Origin of the sequence: Corynebacterium silvaticum, assembly GCF_004382825.2 — a bacterium.
GTDB lineage: Bacteria > Actinomycetota > Actinomycetes > Mycobacteriales > Mycobacteriaceae > Corynebacterium > Corynebacterium silvaticum.
Map to the genome: position 1 here is coordinate 45,425 of NZ_SDQO02000002.1, position 20,027 is coordinate 65,451.

At 55.4% G+C, this 20,027-nt stretch carries 14 protein-coding genes and 2 pseudogenes; 8 read left to right on the forward strand and 8 right to left on the reverse strand.

Features of this window, described 5'->3' with window-relative positions; translation table 11 throughout:
• Positions 1-9 precede the first annotated feature (9 nt).
• Both ET810_RS04310 and ET810_RS04315 read left to right on the forward strand, forming a co-directional pair.
• Positions 10-1,258: pseudogene (locus ET810_RS04310) on the forward strand (sensor histidine kinase).
• The gene (locus ET810_RS04315; protein ID WP_087454754.1) at positions 1,255-1,854 is read left to right on the forward strand and encodes a response regulator; all 600 of its coding nucleotides are present in this window, start codon (positions 1,255-1,257) and stop codon (positions 1,852-1,854) included. The pseudogene ET810_RS04310 and the gene ET810_RS04315 overlap by 4 nt, the downstream one beginning before the upstream one ends.
• Here the strand turns inward: ET810_RS04315 and ET810_RS04320 are convergent.
• Both ET810_RS04320 and ET810_RS04325 read right to left on the reverse strand, forming a co-directional pair.
• A complete protein-coding gene (locus ET810_RS04320; protein ID WP_225870221.1) occupies positions 1,851-2,885 on the reverse strand; it encodes an HtaA protein in 1,035 nt (344 codons plus the stop codon). The two genes, ET810_RS04315 and ET810_RS04320, sit on opposite strands and share 4 nt — an antisense overlap.
• A gap of 79 nt (positions 2,886-2,964) precedes the next feature.
• Positions 2,965-3,460 (reverse strand): annotated as a pseudogene (locus ET810_RS04325) (VanZ family protein).
• Between the two features lie 623 nt (positions 3,461-4,083).
• Between ET810_RS04325 and ET810_RS12445 the strand changes: the two are divergent.
• A complete protein-coding gene (locus tag ET810_RS12445) occupies positions 4,084-4,269 on the forward strand; it encodes a hypothetical protein (RefSeq protein WP_225870465.1) in 186 nt (61 codons plus the stop codon).
• Between the two features lie 345 nt (positions 4,270-4,614).
• Here ET810_RS12445 and ET810_RS04335 read toward each other — a convergent pair whose 3' ends face one another.
• The 6 genes from ET810_RS04335 to ET810_RS04360 all read right to left on the reverse strand — a co-directional run bounded on the left by ET810_RS04335 (position 4,615) and on the right by ET810_RS04360 (position 12,810).
• The gene (locus tag ET810_RS04335) at positions 4,615-7,983 is read right to left on the reverse strand and encodes a choice-of-anchor M domain-containing protein (RefSeq protein ID WP_134316122.1); all 3,369 of its coding nucleotides are present in this window, start codon (positions 7,981-7,983) and stop codon (positions 4,615-4,617) included.
• A gap of 450 nt (positions 7,984-8,433) precedes the next feature.
• On the reverse strand, positions 8,434-9,213 hold the full coding sequence (nagB, locus tag ET810_RS04340; protein WP_087454759.1) for a glucosamine-6-phosphate deaminase: 780 nt from the start codon (positions 9,211-9,213) through the stop codon (positions 8,434-8,436).
• Positions 9,214-9,225: 12 nt separating this feature from the next.
• The gene (locus ET810_RS04345; protein ID WP_134316121.1) at positions 9,226-10,377 is read right to left on the reverse strand and encodes an amidohydrolase family protein; all 1,152 of its coding nucleotides are present in this window, start codon (positions 10,375-10,377) and stop codon (positions 9,226-9,228) included.
• 11 nt (positions 10,378-10,388) lie between these two features.
• On the reverse strand, positions 10,389-11,078 hold the full coding sequence (locus ET810_RS04350) for an N-acetylmannosamine-6-phosphate 2-epimerase (protein ID WP_134316135.1): 690 nt from the start codon (positions 11,076-11,078) through the stop codon (positions 10,389-10,391).
• A 44-nt stretch (positions 11,079-11,122) separates the two neighbouring features.
• Positions 11,123-12,037 carry an ROK family protein gene (locus tag ET810_RS04355; RefSeq protein ID WP_134316120.1) on the reverse strand — a complete coding sequence of 305 codons (915 nt, stop codon included), beginning with the start codon at positions 12,035-12,037 and terminating at the stop codon, positions 11,123-11,125.
• The gene (locus ET810_RS04360; RefSeq protein ID WP_087454761.1) at positions 12,034-12,810 is read right to left on the reverse strand and encodes a FadR/GntR family transcriptional regulator; all 777 of its coding nucleotides are present in this window, start codon (positions 12,808-12,810) and stop codon (positions 12,034-12,036) included. Before ET810_RS04360 ends, ET810_RS04355 begins: the two co-directional genes overlap by 4 nt.
• A 375-nt stretch (positions 12,811-13,185) precedes the next feature.
• Between ET810_RS04360 and ET810_RS04365 the strand changes: the two genes are divergently transcribed.
• The 5 genes from ET810_RS04365 to ET810_RS04385 all read left to right on the forward strand — a co-directional run bounded on the left by ET810_RS04365 (position 13,186) and on the right by ET810_RS04385 (position 19,997).
• Positions 13,186-14,808 (forward strand): ABC transporter substrate-binding protein, encoded by a 1,623-nt coding sequence (locus ET810_RS04365; RefSeq protein ID WP_087454762.1) that lies wholly within the window; start codon positions 13,186-13,188, stop codon positions 14,806-14,808.
• Positions 14,809-15,217: 409 nt separating this feature from the next.
• The gene (locus ET810_RS04370; RefSeq protein ID WP_087454763.1) at positions 15,218-16,183 is read left to right on the forward strand and encodes an ABC transporter permease; all 966 of its coding nucleotides are present in this window, start codon (positions 15,218-15,220) and stop codon (positions 16,181-16,183) included.
• On the forward strand, positions 16,183-18,216 hold the full coding sequence (locus ET810_RS04375; RefSeq protein ID WP_087454764.1) for a dipeptide/oligopeptide/nickel ABC transporter permease/ATP-binding protein: 2,034 nt from the start codon (positions 16,183-16,185) through the stop codon (positions 18,214-18,216). The genes ET810_RS04370 and ET810_RS04375 overlap by 1 nt, the downstream gene beginning before the upstream one ends.
• Positions 18,213-19,046, forward strand: a complete 834-nt coding sequence (locus ET810_RS04380) for an ABC transporter ATP-binding protein (RefSeq protein WP_087454765.1) — start codon at positions 18,213-18,215, stop codon at positions 19,044-19,046. Before ET810_RS04375 ends, ET810_RS04380 begins: the two co-directional genes overlap by 4 nt.
• Before the next feature lie 27 nt (positions 19,047-19,073).
• On the forward strand, positions 19,074-19,997 hold the full coding sequence (locus ET810_RS04385) for a dihydrodipicolinate synthase family protein (protein ID WP_087454766.1): 924 nt from the start codon (positions 19,074-19,076) through the stop codon (positions 19,995-19,997).
• Positions 19,998-20,027: the final 30 nt, after the last annotated feature.

Genomic DNA, 20,027 nt, shown 5'->3' on the forward strand with positions numbered 1-20,027 from the left:
TTCAAGAGCATGAGACCCCACGTGATTCAAATCCTTACATTGCTCCGCGTCAGCCTGCACCTGATGTTCGCCGCGCTGCTTGGTTTTGGAATCATCCGATTCACCCTTAAACCCGGAGTCCGAATCACCGTGGAAACTATCGATCATCGCCCTAGCACTAGGGCTGGGCGCCTTTTATATGTTTGGAACCGCCTGGGAAAACCGTTTTGCCCGTGGCGATAACATCAAAGATCCCATGCCCCTGAGCGGCTGGTGGATGCTCACGATCACATTGATGTGGGCACTTTTGATGGGGACGTCGGGCAGCTTCACATGGCTGATGTTTCCGCTGGTGTTTATTGCACTCAACCTGCTACCCGGGATCCGTGGCGTACTAGGGGTGCTAACGCTGCTGGGGATTGCCACCATTATTCCCTGGCTAGCCCGACCAGAAGACTGGACACTCGGGCAACTGCTTGGCCCCGTAATCGGCGCTTGTTTTAGCGTCGCGGTCTATTACGGTTACTACGTTTTAAACCAAGATGCCATGCATTATCGACAAGTGGCCGCCGAATTACTCGCCGCCCAACGAGATCTTGCGGCCTCAGAGCACCAGTCGGGACGTCTTGAGGAGCGCGAACGATTATCGCGAGAAATCCACGACACTGTGGCCCAAGGTCTTAGCTCTATCGTCCTTTTATCCCGAGCCGCACATGGACACCTTGAGCGCGGAGAATTAGAAAATGTTCAACGGCAGCTCGCTGTCATTGAGAAGCAAGCGGGGGAGAGCCTCGCTGAGGCACGGCGATTTGTTCGCGATCTCGCAGCCCCATCATTAGGCGATTCGCTGTCCACAGCCCTCCAAGGCGTTATCGACGGCATCCGTGAAAAACAGGCGGCACTCGGATGCCCCCTTGACGTTCATCTTGAGCTCGTCGGAGATGCGGAGACGAGTCTCCCCGAGCCGGTTACTCGTACTGCGCTGCGGGTAGCACAAGAGGGGCTCAACAACGTTGTCAAGCATGCCCAGGCCAGTAAAGCAGTGGTCACGCTTGGGACATGGGAGGATGAGGTCAGCATTGACGTTGTAGACAATGGCCTAGGATTCGACGCCACACGCCTTAACGTCTCCGCAGAACAAACCGAGGGAGGATTTGGACTCGGAGGACTCAGAAAACGCATATCCACCGTTGGCGGCACTCTCGTGATTGAATCAGATGAGTACGGTACCGCATTGGCGTGCCGTATCCCGCTCACCAGCCGTAGGGAGACTCAATGATCCGCGTCATGCTTATCGACGACCACCCCGTCGTCCGAGCCGGATTACGCACAATACTCGACAGTTTTGAAGACATCTCCGTTGTCGCGGAAGCCAGGAATGGCGCCAACGTGGACACCGAGGGAATCGACGTCGTTGTCACAGACATTCAAATGCCGGGAACCGACGGCATTAGTCTCACCCGCGCGCTTGCCGCCGCTGGCGGCCCCCCGGTGCTCATTTTGACCACCTACGACACAGAAGCAGACATTCTCGCGGCGGTTGAGGCCGGTGCCATGGGTTACCTCCTCAAAGACGCACCCGAGGCAGCCCTGCATGACGCAGTGGTGGCAACGTTTGAAGGCCGGCGCACGCTAGCACCGGAAGTAGCCAACGCGCTTATGCAGCGCGTGAGCAAACCTCGACAAGCCCTATCTACCCGAGAAATCGAGATTCTTCAGAACCTAGAGCAGGGCTTATCCAACCGGCAGCTGGCAGCAAAACTCTTTATCTCTGAAGCAACGGTAAAAACGCATCTCGTGCATATCTACGCCAAACTAGGCGTAGATAACCGCACAGCAGCCATCACCGCAGCCCGACAGCAACGACTCATCTAGCTCAGCGCTATTTTTCCAATAGCAATCGGACCAGCAAAGACATCCTGCACTCCATGAATACCGTGGACAATCCCCACTTCCCGGCGCTGCATGATGTCTTTGCCCACATTGGAGGCTGTTGAGACGTCAAGAGTGAGGGCCCAGCGTCCGTTACCTCGTGGCTCTAACCATGGGTTTGCCGCCGCTATCTCCACCACGTTATATTTCGCGGTTGCCGTGACGGCTCCACGGAAACGCACAATGCCGTCACTACTCTGTGCCTCATTTTTGCTAAAAGCCACGTCGTTCCCAGCAAGCAGTGCGCCGTCGGCAAGCGCTAGGCCCCCACCCGCCGCGGTCGTGAGTTTTTTCAGGATCTCGGCAGAAAAACGCAGATCAGGGGTAGGTTCTGCCGGGGTGTTCGGCCCAGGTTCCGGCGAATAGGGAATCGGAACGTAAAATTCCTCTGCCGGATTAACGGACCCCGCGGCAGCATACACATACACTCCCCAGTTATTGCCAGGAACAGTCTCCGGAGGATCCACAACCAGACGGGCATGGAAACTCCCATCGGGGTTCATCCGTTGCGATTCCCTTGCGATAGAACGACGAAAATCAAAAGGAATAGTCGGGATGGCATCAAGCGTCCCGTCAGGCATGACCCAGGCCATCCGATTATGAGGGTGCTTACGTGCGCTGCCGGGAGCGCCTTCGCTTGGCTTCCACGCATCAGGAAAAGCGCTGTACACGGCATATACTCCGTTAGGAACGCCTGGCGGTATGGGGATTGGGAAGCCTCCACGGTTAGCTTGCGGACTAAAACCAGTGCCGTGCACAACGATGACATCACCCCGATGGACAGGTCCGCGGAGTGGATTTCCTGCCTCATCGGTCACAGTAATGCGCGGTGACTCCGCAACTGGCCCAGAGGAAAAGAGAGAAGGGTTGTCCGGAATCGTGGGCATCGCCGCAGCAATCCCACTAGAAGTACAACAGAGACACGTTGTCACGCCCACAAGGAGGGCTTTTCGACGGCTACAGGAGGGGATCATAATCTTTAGGATAGCCAAACCTATAAGGTGTGAGACTATGGGATTGGCAACACATGCCCCTTACCACACACCTCAAGCCCTATGTGTTTTTCACAATCTTGTCCGGGTCGCCTAAACGTTCTCCTAAGCCAACCAATACTGCAAAAACGAGACCCAATAAGATCGCTAGCCAGACCCACAGACGGAAAAATCTTGGACCCAACGCCTTGGGCACATAATGTCCCTACAAAAGCACCCAGGGTGTTCATCAACAGATCGTCAATATCCGAGTATCCAAGCGAAAACAGAAACTGGCTCACCTCGATAGCAAGGCTAACCAGAAATCCTGTAAGCGTAGACCACAGCACCATACGCGTACCAACACCGCGCAACTGGTGGAACCACACATAGGCCAGCATTCCAAAAGGCACAAAGAAAGCGATGTTTCCCCCGTAGCCAAACACTGGGATAAACCAATTGGAATTACTCATGACCTCGTTAAACGGCACCAATTCCACAGACCTATTGCGATGTGCCGCGGGATCCCACAGATAACCGATGCGATAGAAAGCCTTCAACATGGCCAATGAGACCATGACCGCCAAATACACAATCAGAGCAACGAGAGCTAGGTTTCCCGGGCCATGGTGGTGTGCAGCATTGCGCCCAGAAAAATTTTCACGTAGAGGCATGCTTTTCATGCTACGTAACCCACAAGAAAAGGGGTGCTGTGAGCTTCACAGCACCCCCTACCAAGTCCGAGAACTAGCTCCGAATATCTGCTTGAAGCGAATAAGCAGCTCCATCGGTTAGCTGCAATAAAAGTGAAGCCTTCAATATGCTCGAAAATTGAGGTATTCCTGGTTAAGGAACCTAGTGCAGCACAGGACACATAGTGGACCGGCACCCAATAAACACCATGCAACCCTGGGATATTTGGCTCATTCCTGTGACAAATATCTAGTCCAAGACATTCACAACAACCGAGGAACACGTAAAAGAGCAGAAGAAAACGCAATGTCCTTGCAATTGCCACGTATTTTAACTCTGCGTTGTGCGCCCCCTTTAAGTAGCTAAAAATACGAAAGAAGAAAGGAAAGACATGGACGCAGTAAAAGAAGAAAGACGTTGGCCTTGGGCTAAATCGATCTCAATCTTGCTCTCAATATTTACTATCGCATTTCCCTATATCTTTCCTTCCATTTTCCCCCAAGGAACAATGCCGTATTACACCATCACTATGCCCCTAGGGATTATCGCTGGAATCTTTGCTTATCGTATTCACTCATGGTGGCTTATAGTCCTAGCCGTCGTCGCAGGATTATCCCCTCTATTATTTGCTTGGATGCTCTGGTTCGGCATCAACCTCGTCGGCCTAGTAACAGACATGCTTCTAAGTAGTTAGCTCATGAAGGTTAACTTGTCTTCATACTCTCACTGTTCTAGTGGTCTGGCATCTAAATAACTTCTCCTGCCTATTAATTTGTTCGAGTTTGTTCTCGGAGACGTGAGCATCGTCGATGCTTATGTCTGTCGGAGTAGGAAGCTATACGTACCCATGAGCAGGGGAGCGCCCGCCCGGACTGCTATTTGTCCTGCGGTGCAGGCCCTACGACCAAGTGCAAAGGCCGGTGAGTGAAAACTCACCGGCCTTTTAGTTATGTTTTTTTGAAGTACACCAGGTGCTCGTTTTTCAAAGGTCAAACTACCTCTTGGCAAAACACCGGAGCACCCCCTACCAACTCATAATTTAGAGCTCTTCTGCGCCTTTCATCCGACGGTAACCAATCGCCGCGAATCCTACGCCAACAAAGAGCATCGCCAACGCAAGTGCTATCTCAGGAGAAGCACCCGTGTTTGCCAGCAAGCTCTTCACGCCTTTTTTAGGAGCGTTATCGTTTTTGGCCAGAGCAACTGTTTTAGAGCTCTGGGTTCCTTTAGACGATGACGACGTGCTTTGCACACCTGTGGAGCCGCTGCCGGACGCAGCCCGAATGGCCCCTTCACCTCCTACCTCAAAGACAATCGTCTCCCAGTTTGTCGCAGTTTCGCCGCTTGCGACCAAGCCAATGTTGATCGTCTTGCCATCAGAGGTCATGGCTTGCGTGGATGTGCCCGACTCATTGGCCACTGCGCGCATCTTGATTTTGTAGGTTCCCGGCTTAGTAAAGAACCAATCAGCATGCTCATGGAACGGTTCTTCACGATCAATCACTGCCTTGCCACTAGAATCCGCAAGCTTAATCAGATCATTGGACAGGCTCGGAAGATGCCCAGCCCACCACTTTGCACCGTCTGGCATCGACTCTGGCTCAATCTCAATGCTCATTCCCTTGGGGAATGCATTGCGCACCTTGTTCGTGTCAAAGCCCGGCCACACCGCGTTGTGATCTTGGGTGTTGGGCAAGTAGTAAACATGGTCTCCCTTCTTACCCAAGAATGCGGTGTCATCGTTCTCAGGGATGCCACGGTTGCCCTTTTCCCCGATAGTAAAGCGTCGATTCTCTCCAACAACCAGCGCAACCTTATCGGGGTGGTCAAGGTTATGTCCGCCATCAGAGACTGCGTCGTGCTCACGCTTTACGTCATCGCCAATGTAGAAGCCCAGTTTTCCGTCAACAAACGCCGGGCCGAAGTCCAGGTGGCCATCGACAAGCTCACGACGTCCATCACTGCGGTCCTGCTTAGCGACGGGCTTAGTGGTAGGACGCGCCAACGAATCCTGCTGAGGAACGGTGGTCTTCGAGTTGCCGGACGTACCCTTATCCGGCTTACCCGGTTTCTGAGTTTCAGACCCTGGGGTGCTGCCAGCAGGGACGCTAGAGTCACGCACGTCAAAGGTGAGAGTCACCGGCTTGCTGACCTCATCCCACGTGTCCTTGACCTCCACGTCCATCGTGTACTTACCCGGCTTGGTAAACACCCAGTTGAGGTGGCGGTGGGTCGACCCCTCAGCCTTGTACACGTGCTTCCCGGAGGAATCTCCGATCCGGTTCTCGGACGAGTTAGCATCACCGCTATATGCAACCCACTTTCCGCCTTGAGGCGTGGACTTCGGCGTTATCGTGAACTCATAGTTATCCTCGGTCACACCGTAAATCTCCTCGGTGCTAAAGCCCGGCCACACCAGACCAGTCTTTTGCACCTCGGGGAGCATATACACCCGCTCACCCTTCTTAGCGATGTCCTTTATGTCGCCCTTAAGCAAGGTCTTGGCCGACTGCGGCACCACAAAAGTCACCGAATTGGGATCGCGCAGCACTGCCTTAGAGCTATGCTGACCGCTCTCATCTTTAACCACCACGGCCAAAGTGTTGTCGATCTCCTTGGGGGAAATATCCACATGTCCCTTGGAAATTTCAACTTTTTCCTTGCTCAAAACTCCCGATGCAGACTCAGGCTCCTCGGAATCTTTCCCCTTCTCAGGAGTCTTGCCCTTGTCCGGCTTGCTGCTCGTAGTCGTCCCAGTGCTCTCCTCGGGCTCTCCACCATCTTCGGACTCATCCGCAGGATCGTCCTCAGACGTTGCGTCATCAGAGGTTTCGCCGCTTTCATCAGACTGCTCGTCCTCGGACTCCTCGGAAGTTTTCCCATTGCCGAGTGTGACGGTTGTCTCCTCAAGCGGGCGATATTTACCGTCATGAGAATCGATGACAGTCGCTTTACCTGGAGCTTCAGTGCGCGAGCTTGGAATAATATCCAACAACAGCTGATAGTTCTCACCTTCACAGCCATCGACTATCTGACGGCTGGTTCGGTTATCGGGAGCACTCGTAAAGGTGATGGGGCACGAGGCTGCACGATCCTTAGGAACACTCGAGAGCGCCTTCCCAGACTCCTTCTCATAGAATCCGCCCACCGCATTCACGGTCAACCTGTCATCTTTAGGCTTCACGGTGAGGTCGAAGCTTTCACCGCTTTCGCTGTTGATCTCGCTCGTTGAGACGGCAACATCCAGGCTTGTTGGTTTGATGTCCTTTAGGTCGAATTCTTCGCGAGGTTCTTCTGCCTTAGCCTCGGGGAACGACCCCTCTTCTTTTGTTGAGTTTTTATCGCTACCGGTCGCATGCTCAAGCTCTTTAGATACCCACGAGGGGCTCTGAGAATCTTCACCCGGAATATAAACAACTTGGAACTTGGATTCGAGGCTGCCGATCATCTCAGACCACGTAGCCTTGCCCTCTTTCACAGGGACTTCGGCCAGGTAATAGCCGTCGATGTAGAAAACGGCGTGTCCGGAGTCTTTGGTGTTTCCGGTTGTAAAGTCCAGCTTGGTTAGCAGGCCTTTTTTCGCTCCATAAGCATTACCAGTATCGGGAGACATGGTGAACTCAGGATTAAAGGTCCCCGACGCATCGTCGTTCGCAGACTCTGAAGCCTTATCGTAGGCCTCTTTTACATTCCCCAACTTTGCATCTGCTGGATCCGGCCCACCTACCTGCCATATCAACTTCTGCGGCTCGGAAGCAATCAACTTTCCATCTTTGCCACGAGCAGAGGCCCGATAGCTGATCTCATATAGACCGGGACGGGTAAAGGTAGTGGCGTTGTGGGTGTGGCTTCCCTTTTCCACCCACGTAGAGCGGTAACCAGCATCATGCGACGACCATAGGCGTTGGAGGGGCATGTCCTCGTCGCTGTACGTGAAGAGTTCCATTTTGCCCGGGCCATCAAAGTCAACGATGTCTAGGTTGAAGGACTCATCACGGAATTTCTCAGTAGGCAAGTCAATGGATGCACCAAAACCAGCCCAAATCGGCATGCCGTCAGAAGGGGAGCCGTGTGCGGGTCCCCCGTAGTACATGAGCTGGTCTTTTTTCCCTAAGAACTCTAAGCGCTCGTCTTCCGGAACATTCCACGCATAGAGTCCGCGATCAACTTTTCCTTTACTAACCCAGTTGATTGTTTTCTCGATCGGAATCATTCCGCTGCTCTTAGAGACCAGGGAAAAATTATTGTCCTGCCACACTGCGTGCGGTGAATCAACATGCACTTGGGTACGAACGGTGAGGGATTCGTTCGAGTCCGCGTTCGCGGAGGGAACGGGGATTACGCTTGAAGCGATAAGTCCGCCAACGGCTAAAAAGCCCAGGCAGGCTGCCGATATTCTTCTAGGCACGGGGGGATCCTTTGTTGAGTTATTGAAAATAACACTCTTTAACCTAATGAGAATCATTTTCCACGTCAACATCCTCCCCATACGAGGGAGAGAGCACCTAAAACATCACCGCTCGACACTGCTCGCGGAACGCACTCTCCAGCGAAAGCCGCCCCCTTCCCACCCTTGTACAACGCCAATAATTGACAATAAAACGGCCCCGCTCCACCCCACAGCTTTCAAGGCACATCACGCATCCACAGCGTATTCCCCCACGAGAGTGGGGAAACTTCATCCCTAATACCTGGTAGAACCCATATATCGCAAGATTAAAGTTATCCCGCTGCCACCATGTTTCCTCCATACCCGCCGTTACCGCCTCCTTATACAGAGGCGGCTTCTACAGCTAGACAGAGAAAACGGTTCTAGGCTCCCGCGCCAACTACACCAACCACATCAAACAGATATGACTTAAAACTTCTGCCATTCTGGCTTATGGGTCAATGCGTAGTTGTAGTACTCGGTATTTTCGAGCTTACTAGCAGCTGCTTCATCCAAAAGCACGGTTACGTGCTTGTGCATCTGTAGTGCTGAGGCAGGGATCATTGCGCTGACGGGACCTTCCACCATGGCCTTGACTGCGTCGGCCTTGTTTTCGCCGAAGGCCAGCATGACAAGATGCCCGGCTTCGCAGATTGTGCCGATACCCTGGGTCATCACGTGGTGCGGCACCTGGGATTCGTCGTTATCAAAGAAACGCGAATTGTCGCGGACGGTGTCCGGGTGCAAGGTCTTGATGCGGGTGCGACTTACTAAGGATGACGTCGGCTCATTAAAAGCGATGTGCCCGTCGGTTCCAATGCCCAAGACCTGGACATCTACACCTCCTGCATCGCGTATCGACTGGTCGTAGGCGTCAGCGGCAGCGCTTGGGTTTTCCGCTGTGCCGTCGGGGCTATGAACGGCAGCATCGTCGATATCCACATGAGACGTGATCTCCCGACGAATGGTCTGGTAATAAGTCTGCTCGTGTTCACGAGGCAAACCCACATACTCATCAAGCAGGAATGCCTGGCACTGAGCAAAGGATAATCCCTCTTCCCGGTGCCTGCGCACCAGCTCAGCGTAGGTGCTGCCCGGTGTCGAACCAGTAGCCAATCCTAGGGTCTTTCCCTGCCTGATATATCCCTCAAAAATGTCCGCAGCGATAATTGCCGCTTCTTTGTGGGTGGGAGTAATGACGATTTCCATGGTTACTGTCTCCTAAAAGTCGAGCTTTTTCCCGTTTTCATAAACCGCAACCACGTCAAAGTCGTTGCGGCACACAACAAAGTTTGCTTTCTTACCCACGGCAATATCACCGCGATCATTGAGCCCTAACAGGCGATGTCCACTGGTTGACGCCCGAACCACATCAACCACGCTATGGCCTGCGGCTACTTGTCTCCGCACTTGGTCGATCACGCGCGACGTCCCACCCGCGATAGCACCCTGCGAACCATCCTCGGTACTTAAGCGTGCGACGCCATCAATAACCGTGACAGCGAGCGCCCCGAGAATATAGTCCCCATCCGCTTTACCTGCGGCACCCATCGCGTCAGAAACAAAGGTGACGTTCTCCGAGCCCACAGCATCCAAAACCATGCTCACCGTATTGTCATCCAGATGCACGCCGTCGGCAATGAGCTCAACATGAGCCAAGGAACGCGCGGCTGCACTAATGAGCGCAGCCGCAGGGCCCGGCGCGCGGTGATGAACCGGGGGCATGGCGTTGAACAGGTGAGTTGCAGTGACCACAGCCCCGCGCTGTTCCGCATAGCGGATCATGTCCATGGTGAGATCAAAGTCGGCATCTGTGTGCCCCAGCGACACAACCACGTTGTGCTCTGCGCACATATCAACGAGCTTCCGCGCATGAGGCGTCTCCGGCGCAAAAGTCATCGAGCGTAAGAAACCGCGTGAGGCTTTGATCATCTTTGCAAATAGTTCTGGGTCGCCCCCAATAATCGCGTCGGGATCTTGCGCACCACAGCGACAACTATTAACAAACGGGCCCTCCGCGTGGATGCCTGTTATCTCGCCGTCGCTAGCCAGCTCAGAAAGCAAGATCAGCTGCGGCAACAACACCTCTTCCCTCATGGAGACAGTGGATGCGAGCAGAGTGGTAGACCCATGCGCACGGTGATGCCGTGCGGCCGTAACGCAGCCCTCGATCCCTGAGGTAGGAAACGATTCTCCAGCGCCTCCGTGATTGTGAATGTCGGCCAGCCCCGGAAGGATCGTCAGCTCGTCGTTTAGCTTCTCATCCGGCGCTGGGACAATCGCGGTGATCGTTCCCGTTGCGTCATAGTCGATGCGATGCCCTTCGAGCACGCCGTCAGCCGTAACTACGGTTCCTATGATGGATGCGGTCATGAGTGCTGCTCCTATTTAGCTGCCGCGGCAAACTGCGTGGTGATCCACGCAGTATCAGTAATCGCGGTGCCTACGATCAGCGCGTCGGCTCCGGCTTCGCGTCCTTGCTTCACATGCTCGGGGGAGTGGAATCGACCTTCACCAATAAGGAATACGTCTGGCCCCAACTTCGCACGGATTTCTCGAATCAGGTCCAGATCTGGCCCTTCGGTTTTCTCGCGGTGCTCCGTGTACCCAGCTAGGGTCGTGGAAATAATGTCGGCACCTGCTTCATGTGCTGCCACTGCTTCCTCGGCAGTCGCAATGTCCGCCATCGCCAGTCCGCCCAGCGCATGAACCGCAGCCACTTGGTCGGCAAAGGTAGATCCGTCTTGGCGTGGTCGGAAGGTGGCGTCGATAGCCGCGACCGTGGCGCCCGCTTTAATCACGTCTTCCGCCGACTTCACCGATGGGGTGATGTAGACGCCCGTATCGCTTTCTTTGGTCAGGCCGATAACGGGAACGGACACAGTATCCACGATCGCCCGAATATCTTCGAGTCCGCCGTAACCGCCACAGCGTATCGCTGCCGATCCGCCATGTTCAGCAGCCTTGGCAAGAAAAGCCATCGTACGGGTGTCCCGTAGTGGGTGGCCGGTGGGCGCCTGAGCAGAAACGATGAGTTTGTTGTTGACCTGTTGAATAAAGCTCTTGAGATCCATCATGAGAGTTCGAGAGTTCCTTCTTATGTAGATATTTTGTTGATTCAGCCTTGGGTCTTACCCAGGTATGCAGCGCCCACGATGGGAGCATGGGTGCCTAGTTGCGCTTGGATGACTGGCACCTCATTGATCGGCGGAATAGCGCCGTCTCTGACCCCACGGGCAAAGGGATTGATGATGGCATCGCCAATAGTGCCCACGCCGCCGCCAACGATCACCGCGTCCACATCAATGGCGCTGATAAACCCGCCTATCGAAACCCCGCAGGCAAAGAGGTGTTCCTCAATAACATCCCGTGCGTATTCCTCGCCGGCATGGTACCGAGACATGATCTCGTGGAGATCCGCAGCTTGGTTCTCCGCATGTGCGTTATAGCAGGCAGCAAGACCAGGACCAGAGGCGAAAGACTCCAGCAGGGCTGCGGAGCCATCCGGGAGCCGACCCCACAGGTAGCGCAGCTCTCCGGCAGTAAAATGCGACGAGGCAACAAGCTCACCATCACGCACGAGCGCCCCGCCCACACCGGTACCCAGGCTAACAAACAAAACGTTGCCAAAGTCTTGACCAGCACCATAGATGGATTCGCCCAACCCCATAACGCGGACGTCGTTATGCACCGCAATGGGGAGATGGAATTGCTCCCTCAAAGTATCTGCGATCTTAGTCCCCGCCCAACCCTGCATGGTCGGCCCCGAAGACACGACCTCACCCGCAATGGGGTCAATGACCCCTGGCGCACCGATTCCTATGCTGGACACAGCGATGGGGGAGGCGTCGATAAGCTCTTGGATAACGCCCGCCACCTCGTCTATGACGTTGGTTTTGGGGGTGGGGCGGCGGCGGTAATCAATAACGGTGGTGGGGTCCGAATCCGCGACGATGCCGGCTGCTATCTTGGTCCCGCCGATGTCCACGCCGATGCGCACAGCTGTTTGTGCTTCAGCGCCTTTGTCAATCATGATGCTTGTTCCTTACCCGATTCCTTATCGGCTTCGGCAGAGTTGACACTCCGAGCGCGATCTTGTTGCTCTCTTTTCTTCCTGATCACACGAAGAAGTGGGCCGTAGTGCTCGCAGATCAATGCACAATAGCCATCTGCGTCGCCACTATGAAGCGCTTGAATCATTTTCGAGTGCGCCTCCACGGTGTCTTCCATATCCTCCGGATCACCCAGGCCAAGAACCGGGACCACTTTGGTATGAATCTCCCAAAGGGCCATCGACATTTCTCGCATCAAAGGGTTGGAGAGTTTCTCGGAAATCACTTTGTGGAACTGCCAATCTTCTTCCACAAAAGACTCCTGGCGCAGATACTTTTCCCGCATTGCTTCCACAATCCGGTCGAGTACCTCGGTGGATTGTCCCTTATAAGTGTTGACCAGCTCATCGGCGTTGGCCAGGTCCAGCGCGATGCGCATGTCCACAACGTACGAGAGGTTCTCTAAGGCGAGCTCCTCGTTCAGGGTCAGCCGCAACACCATTCCATTGATAAGGGGAGCGAGCGACATATTTCCTACAAACGTTCCGTGCCCATGACGAATCTCAACAACGTCCAGGGAAGCGAGCGTTCGCATGGCCTCGCGGACGGAGGAACGTGACACGGAAAGGCGCTCACAAAGCGCCGCTTCCGAGGGAAGGAGGTCCCCCGGAGAGAGATTATTATCACGGATGTAATCTTCGATTGCCGCCGCGGTAGGACTCTTTCCTACCGCCGGACCCACGTGTGAATTCATCTTTTCTCCTGTTCATCTGCGGCCGATCGGACATGCTGATGGACCGATAAACATGCCTCTTGACTACCAAAAATAGCCCTTATCTGCAGCTATTCGGTGTGAGAGAATTTTTAAGTGCTGGTTTCTGTGTGCTGCGGTTTTTCCTAGCAGCAGGGGATCCGCGTCCTCCCACACATGGGGTATAAAGCGGGGGAGAAACAAGCATGATCACAGTGCTGTTTGGCAACTTCGATTGAAATCCTAACACAAAACCTAGCGGACGTCAGACGTCTGATGTATTCTTTAGAATGACCCGCGACACGGCAACTGCCACCCATCCAAGCTGGTCGCCGCAGCAAGACATCTTGTACGCACACTTGGGGAAAGGAATAACCCATGAGCAATGCTTCAGAAAAAAAGTACACTCGCCGCGATTTCTTTAAGATCACTTCCGCTTTCGGCGCAGCGGCTGGTTTCGCAGCCACCCTCTCTGCTTGCGCCCCTAAGGGGAATGACACCTCGAGCCCCTCGGCAGGCGCGAGTGCCGGTTCATTGAACAAAGATGGCACCATCACGGCAGCTATCTCTTATGAACTCGGAACCAACGGCTTCGACCCCATGTCCACCACTGCAGCACTGACCGTTGCAGCAAACTGGCACACCATGGAGGGCCTCACGGAGCTCAACCCAACCAACGGCGAGCCCTACGCCGCATTGGCAAAGGAACTGCCTAAGGGCGAGGGCAAGTCGATCGACGTTATGCTTCGCGACGGCGCAAAGTTCCACGATGGCACCCCTGTCACCGCCGACGACGTTGTGTTCTCCTTCGAGCGCGTCCTCGACAAGGCAAATAAGAGCCTGTACGCATCCTTCATCCCCTTCATCGAGAAGGTTGCAAAGAAGGACGACAAGACCGTCACCTTCACCCTCACCGAAGAGACCGGCGTCTTTGCTAGCCGCCTCGCAGTAGTCAAGATCGTCCCCAAGGCCCTAGTCCAGGCAAACCTGGACAAGTTCGCTGCTAACCCCATCGGCTCCGGCGCCTACAAGATGACCGACAATGGTGGCACCTCCAAGACCATCAAGTTCGAGCGTTTCGAGGACTACAACGGTCCAAAGCCAGCGCTTGCCAAGAACATGGTCTGGCAGATCATCCCGGATGCATCGACCCGTACCAATGCCATCCAGTCCAAGACGGTTCAAGCTATCGACTCCATCCCTTACCTCTCCATTGAGCAGCTGAAGTCCAGCTCTTCCGTGGAATCAGTTCAGGGCTTTGGCTTGCTGTTTGCCATGTTCAACAACGATAAGTCGAACCCCTTCAGCGATGTAAAGAACCGCCAGGCATTCCTCTACGGTGTGAACATCAAGCAGATCATCGAGACTGCTCTCTTGGGCCAGGCAAGCCCTGTCACCTCGTTCCTGTACAAGGAGCACCCGCAGTACCACGAGGCAAAGGTTCAGTACGCTCACGACGCAGAGAAGGCCAAGAAGCTCTTCGCTGAGACCGGGCTCAAAGAACTGCGCATGCTGTGCACCGACCACGACTGGGTAAAGAAGTGCACCCCGCTGATCCAGGAGTCGCTCTCTGCAATCGGCATCAAGGTTGATTTGACCGAGAAGAAGTCTTCCGACGTGTACAACACCATCGACGGCAAGCCAGAAGCATACGACGTGGTCATTGCCCCCGGCGACCCCAGCGTCTTCGGCCTCGACCCCGACCTGCTTATGCGCTGGTGGTACTCCGGAGACACCTGGACCGAGTCCCGTATGCACTGGAAGGGCACCCCTGAGTACACCAAGCTGCAGGAGATCCTCGACGCAGGCCTCAAGTCCACAAATGCTACTGAGCAGAAAAATAAGTGGAACGAAGCCCTCGACCTCATCTCCGAGAACGTCCCGCTCTACCCGCTGTTCCACCGCAAGGTGCCAACCGCATGGGATGCTTCCTCGCTCGTCGACTTCAAGCCGATCTCTCTGACTGGTCTGAACTTCGTCGGCGTTGGTTCCACCAAGTAAAAACACCTTCTCCACATCCCAGCCAGCTATGCCGCTCCATAGGTCTTCCGATGGGAAGCACGCTGGCTGGGAGGAGAACTCCCACGTTGCCCTAGGGGGGTCACGGCAGCTGTGTTTCCTACGCGCTGTTCAACACCCCGATTGGGCGCACAATAACTACACAGAGCGTTTCACCCCGTCGAGCGCAAGCTCACGGAAACACATACAGGGTCTCGAAATCGAACATCGCACGTTGAGGCCTTATGTAACCCCATCCTTAGGCCACTATCGGCCGCAAAGAACCACGGCGCTACATATAAGACTCTCTCCGAGCACCTACGTTTTCCGCGCCAACTTGTAAAGATGAGGCTCCCTCCTCTCCGGTTGAGCCTTTGCACACGTACATCGCACGAAAGTCAGGACATTTACTATGTCTAACCTGCTACGACTGATCGGTCGGCGCCTAATCGCGCTACCCATCATGATCCTTGGCGTGACCTTCTTGGTGTTCTTCATCATGTCCTTCAGCCCTGCCGATCCCGCGCGCCTGGCGCTAGGAGAGACGGCTTCTCTGGAGGCACTCGAAGAATACCGTGAGTCCCACGGCCTCAACGACCCCCTGTTGGTGCGGTACTACCACTTCCTCGTGGACATGCTCCACGGCGATCTTGGTACCACAACTGGTAGCGCCTCCGTCACAGACGTCGTCGCTAAGGCATTCCCGATTACGCTGCAGCTCACCTTCTTAGGGTTGATCCTCGCTGCCGTGTTCTCCCTCGTCTTTGGCGTCATCGCAGCCCTCTACCGAGACAAGTGGCCCGATCAGGTAATCCGCGTTGTCTCCATCGCCGCACTGGCCACCCCTTCTTTCTGGTTGGCTATCTTGCTCATCCAGTGGCTAGGCACGATCCCCGGCGCATGGGGACTGTTCCCTGCGTTGATTACCTCATGGGTGAAGTTCACCGAGGACCCTGGCGTTTACCTCAATAACCTCTTCCTCCCGGCTGTGGCCTTGGCCGTTCCCGTTGCTGGCTCACTCACCCGCGTGGTGCGTACCGCCATGGTGGAGGAGCTCGACAAGGATTACGTGCGTACTGCCATCGGCTCCGGTATCCCCAAGGCTGAAGTCATCTCCCGCAACGTTCTCCGGAATGCGCTCATTACCCCAATCACGGTTCTGGGCCTCCGCGTTGGTTACCTCATGGGTGGCGCGGTGATCATCGAGATCATCTTCAACATCCAGGCTATGGGTCAGCTGATCCTCGACGGCGTTACCCGCAACGATGTTTACCTCGTTCAGGGTGTTACCCTCACCGTCGCTATCACGTTCATCATCATCAACATCATCGTTGACATGCTTTATGTGCTCGTCAACCCACGCATCAGGAGCATCTAATGCGACGCAACCTGACTGAAAAACTCGAAAATCGCGCAGGGCAGCGGTTCGCCGGAATTCGTTCTTTGCCTGTTACCTCCAAGGTAGCGCTGACGTTCCTTACGTTGGTCGCGCTCATGGCCATCTTTGCGCCACTCATCACTGCATATGACCCGCTAGCGTCTTCTACGCCAGTTCAGCCGCCAAGCGGTGAACACTGGTTTGGCACCGACGCCATTGGACGCGATATCTTTGCTCGTGTGGCCTATGGCGCCCGCGCATCGCTGATCATCGGCCTGTGCGCCACTGGTGCAGCGCTCGTCGTGGCTGCGGTCATTGGCTCTATCGCAGCGACTGCCGGCAAGGTCGTCTCTGAAGTTCTGATGCGCATCTTGGACATCATCATGTCCTTCCCCAGTATCGCTCTTGCAGCTGTGTTCGTTGCCGTCTTTGGCACGTCCATTCCGGTCTTGGTCTTTGCTATTGGCTTCCTCTATGTTCCGCAGCTTTCCCGCATCGTGCGAGCTAATGTGCTCAGCGAGTTCGGTGAGGATTACGTCTCTGCGGCCAAGGTGATGGGCGCTCAGATCCCTCATATCCTGATCAAGCATGTTGCTCGCAACACGATCTCCCCCATTGCAGTTTTTGCTACGGTGCTGGTTGCAGACGCTATCGTGTTCGAGGCCTCCCTGTCCTTTATTAACGCTGGTGTGAAGCCACCTTCACCATCATGGGGCAACATCCTCGCTGATGGTAAGCAGCTTCTCCTTACCGGTTCCTGGTGGCCTACCTTCTTCCCCGGCCTCATGATCCTTGTGACTGTGCTCGCGCTGAACATCCTCTCCGAGGGGCTTACCGACGCCATGGCGTCGCCACGCATCAAGCTCACCGCAAAGGTCTCCGACAACGACCCCAGCATCGATACCCGCAATACCCTCGGCCAGTCCACAGAGAAGGAAGCGGCTCGCTCGCTGAACACCTCTCTCGCAGCTCTCCGAGAAGCGGAAATGAGTGAAGACCGCCGGCTTGTTTATACCCGCGGCGAGGCACCACTGATTCAGGTCAAGGATCTCTCCATTGCTTTCCCTGCTGCGCACGGAGACGTGAGCATTGTGGATAAAGTGAACTTCACCGTGTCACCGGGCCAGACGATGGGCCTCGTGGGCGAGTCGGGCTGTGGCAAGTCCCTGGTGTCTATGGCCATCATGGGTCTACTTCCGCCCACCGCCAAGATCACTGGTGAAATCCTCTTTGACGGCAAGAATCTTCTCGATCTTAAGCCAGAAGAGCACAATGCCCTCCGCGGACATGACATGGCCATGATCTATCAAGATGCCCTGAGCTCTTTGAACCCCTCGATGTTGATTCGCACGCAACTGCAGCAGCTGATCCGCCGTGGTGGAAAGCGCACTGCAGAAGAGCTGATGGAGCTTGTCGGTCTTGACCCAGTGCGTACCCTCAAGTCTTATCCGCATGAGCTTTCCGGTGGTCAGCGCCAACGTGTGCTCATCGCTATGGCTCTTACACGCAACCCGCGCCTGCTTATCGCCGACGAGCCGACAACAGCTCTCGACGTAACCGTGCAGCACCAGGTCGTCGATTTGCTCAATGACCTGCGTGAAAAGCTCGGTTTCTCCATGGTCTTTGTCAGCCACGACCTTGCTTTGGTGGCTAAGCTAGCTCACAAGATCACGGTCATGTACGCAGGTCAGGTCGTCGAGCAGGGTAATACCCGCGAGCTTCTCTCCAAACCGCAGCATGAGTACACCCGAGGCCTCCTGGGTGCTGTGCTGTCCATCGAAGCTGGCGCGGATCGTCTCTACCAGGTACCGGGAACCGTGCCGAGCCCTCGCGAGTTTGTTATCGGTGACCGCTTTGCACCGCGTTCCAGCTACCCGACCACGGGCTTGGATCAGCGTCCGCTCCTCCGCCTTGTTGACGGTTCAGAGACCCACTGCTTTGCCGCCACAGATGCGTTGCTCGCACTGCGCCGCGAGGAAGCAGCCGCTAGCAGCAACCTCGATGTTGAAGGTTTGGAAGGTGAAATCCGATGAGTAATCCCCAGATGCAGCAGCGCAACAATCTCACGGGTCGTGACAGCGATGCTCCTATCATTGAGCTTCGCGACGTCAACGTGATCCACAAAACGCGCACTGGAAAGCTCTTCCGCCCCGAAACCCTTCACGCCAACAAGGACATCAACTTCCACGTTGACCGTGGCCAGGTTGTTGGCATCGTTGGCGAGTCCGGCTGCGGTAAATCCACGCTAGCCCGCGTCATGGTCGGTCTGCAGAAGCCCACCAGCGGCGAGGTTTACTTCCGTGGGGAGAAAATGACGGGACGCGGTCACCAGCGTAAAGAGTTGGGCCGTGCCATCTCCGTTGTTTTCCAGGATCCAGCCACTGCGCTGAATCCACGTATGACGGTCAAGGACCAGCTCCTCGATCCCATGCGCGTGCATAAGATCGACGATGAAGCCGGTCGTCTCAAGAGGGTCCGCGTTCTCCTGAGCCTCGTGGGCCTCCCACAATCCGCTCTTGATGTTCTGCCCCGTCAGATCTCTGGTGGCCAACGTCAGCGCGTGGCTATTGCCCGTGCGCTTGCGCTGGAACCGGATGTGATCATCGCTGATGAGCCTACTTCTGCGCTTGACGTCTCGGTGCGTGCACAGATTCTCAACCTGCTCACCGACCTACGCAATGAATTGGGACTCGGCCTCGTGTTCATTTCGCACGATATCAACACCGTGCGTTATGTCTCCGACCGCATGTGCGTGATGTACAAGGGCGAGATTATTGAGGAACAACCCACCGAGCTTCTCTTCTCTCAGCCTCAGCAGGAATACACAAAGACGCTGCTTGCCGCAACGCCGTCCCTCCTCTAAATACGTTTTTAAGAATCGAGTTTTACCATGTCTTCCATTGTTTCCGGTATCGTCCCCCCAGTCCTCACACCGCTGCACGCTGATCGCAGCCTTGACCTGGAATCGCTCGCTCGTCTTGTTGAGCACCTCATCGGTGCTGGTGTCGACGGTTTGTTCGCCCTGGGATCCTCCGGCGAAGTCGCATTCCTCAGCGATGAGGATCGCGGCATCGTTATCAACGAGATCGTGAAGCTGGCCAAGGGCCGCGTGCCCGTGTACGCCGGAGTCATTGACACTCAGGCAAACCGCGTAATCAAGCATGTTCGCCAGGCAGAGGCAGCTGGCGTGGACGCTGTGGTTGTCACGGCTCCCTTCTATGCCATCTGTGGCCCCAACGAGATCGAAGCACACTTCCGCGCCATCGCAGAGGCCACCGAGCTTCCCATCATTGCCTATGACATCCCCGTGTGCGTGCACTCCAAGTTGTCCTCCGAAATGTTGGTCAAGCTTGGCAAGGACGGCGTTCTCGCAGGTGTGAAGGATTCCTCTGGCGACGATGTTTCTTTCCGCCGCTTGGTGATGCTCAACAAGGCAGCTGGTTCACCGCTGACCCTGCTGACCGGCCACGAGGCAGTAGTAGATGGATCTTTCATCGCTGGTGCCGACGGCTGCGTCCCCGGCCTGGGCAACGTCGACCCCGCAGGCTACGTCCGCATGTGGAAGGCAGCTCAGTCCAGCGATTGGGAGACCGTACGCACTGAGCAGGATCGTCTCGCCGCACTCTTTGAGATCGTCTTCCAGCCGCGCGGCAAAGTCGGACCGGCTGCCGGCGTCGGCTCCTTCAAGACCGCCCTTGAACTCATGGGCGTGTTCTCTTCAAACTTGATGTCCGCACCACTCGCGCCTATCGACGACGCCGAGTCCCGCGATGACATCGCAGCAATCCTGCGCACTGCAGGTTTGCTGGGCTAATAAGCTCCGCCCTTACCAGGCGGAAACCGG

Coding starts and splice junctions, on each gene's coding strand:
- ET810_RS04315 (WP_087454754.1), top strand. CDS start 1,255: ATGATCCGCGTCATGCTTATCGACGACCACCCCGTCGTCCGAGCCGGA.
- ET810_RS04320 (WP_225870221.1), bottom strand. CDS start 2,885: ATGATCCCCTCCTGTAGCCGTCGAAAAGCCCTCCTTGTGGGCGTGACA.
- ET810_RS12445 (WP_225870465.1), top strand. CDS start 4,084: ATGCCGTATTACACCATCACTATGCCCCTAGGGATTATCGCTGGAATC.
- nagB (WP_087454759.1), bottom strand. CDS start 9,213: ATGGAAATCGTCATTACTCCCACCCACAAAGAAGCGGCAATTATCGCT.
- ET810_RS04345 (WP_134316121.1), bottom strand. CDS start 10,377: ATGACCGCATCCATCATAGGAACCGTAGTTACGGCTGACGGCGTGCTC.
- ET810_RS04350 (WP_134316135.1), bottom strand. CDS start 11,078: ATGGATCTCAAGAGCTTTATTCAACAGGTCAACAACAAACTCATCGTT.
- ET810_RS04355 (WP_134316120.1), bottom strand. CDS start 12,037: ATGATTGACAAAGGCGCTGAAGCACAAACAGCTGTGCGCATCGGCGTG.
- ET810_RS04360 (WP_087454761.1), bottom strand. CDS start 12,810: ATGAATTCACACGTGGGTCCGGCGGTAGGAAAGAGTCCTACCGCGGCG.
- ET810_RS04365 (WP_087454762.1), top strand. CDS start 13,186: ATGAGCAATGCTTCAGAAAAAAAGTACACTCGCCGCGATTTCTTTAAG.
- ET810_RS04370 (WP_087454763.1), top strand. CDS start 15,218: ATGTCTAACCTGCTACGACTGATCGGTCGGCGCCTAATCGCGCTACCC.
- ET810_RS04375 (WP_087454764.1), top strand. CDS start 16,183: ATGCGACGCAACCTGACTGAAAAACTCGAAAATCGCGCAGGGCAGCGG.
- ET810_RS04380 (WP_087454765.1), top strand. CDS start 18,213: ATGAGTAATCCCCAGATGCAGCAGCGCAACAATCTCACGGGTCGTGAC.
- ET810_RS04385 (WP_087454766.1), top strand. CDS start 19,074: ATGTCTTCCATTGTTTCCGGTATCGTCCCCCCAGTCCTCACACCGCTG.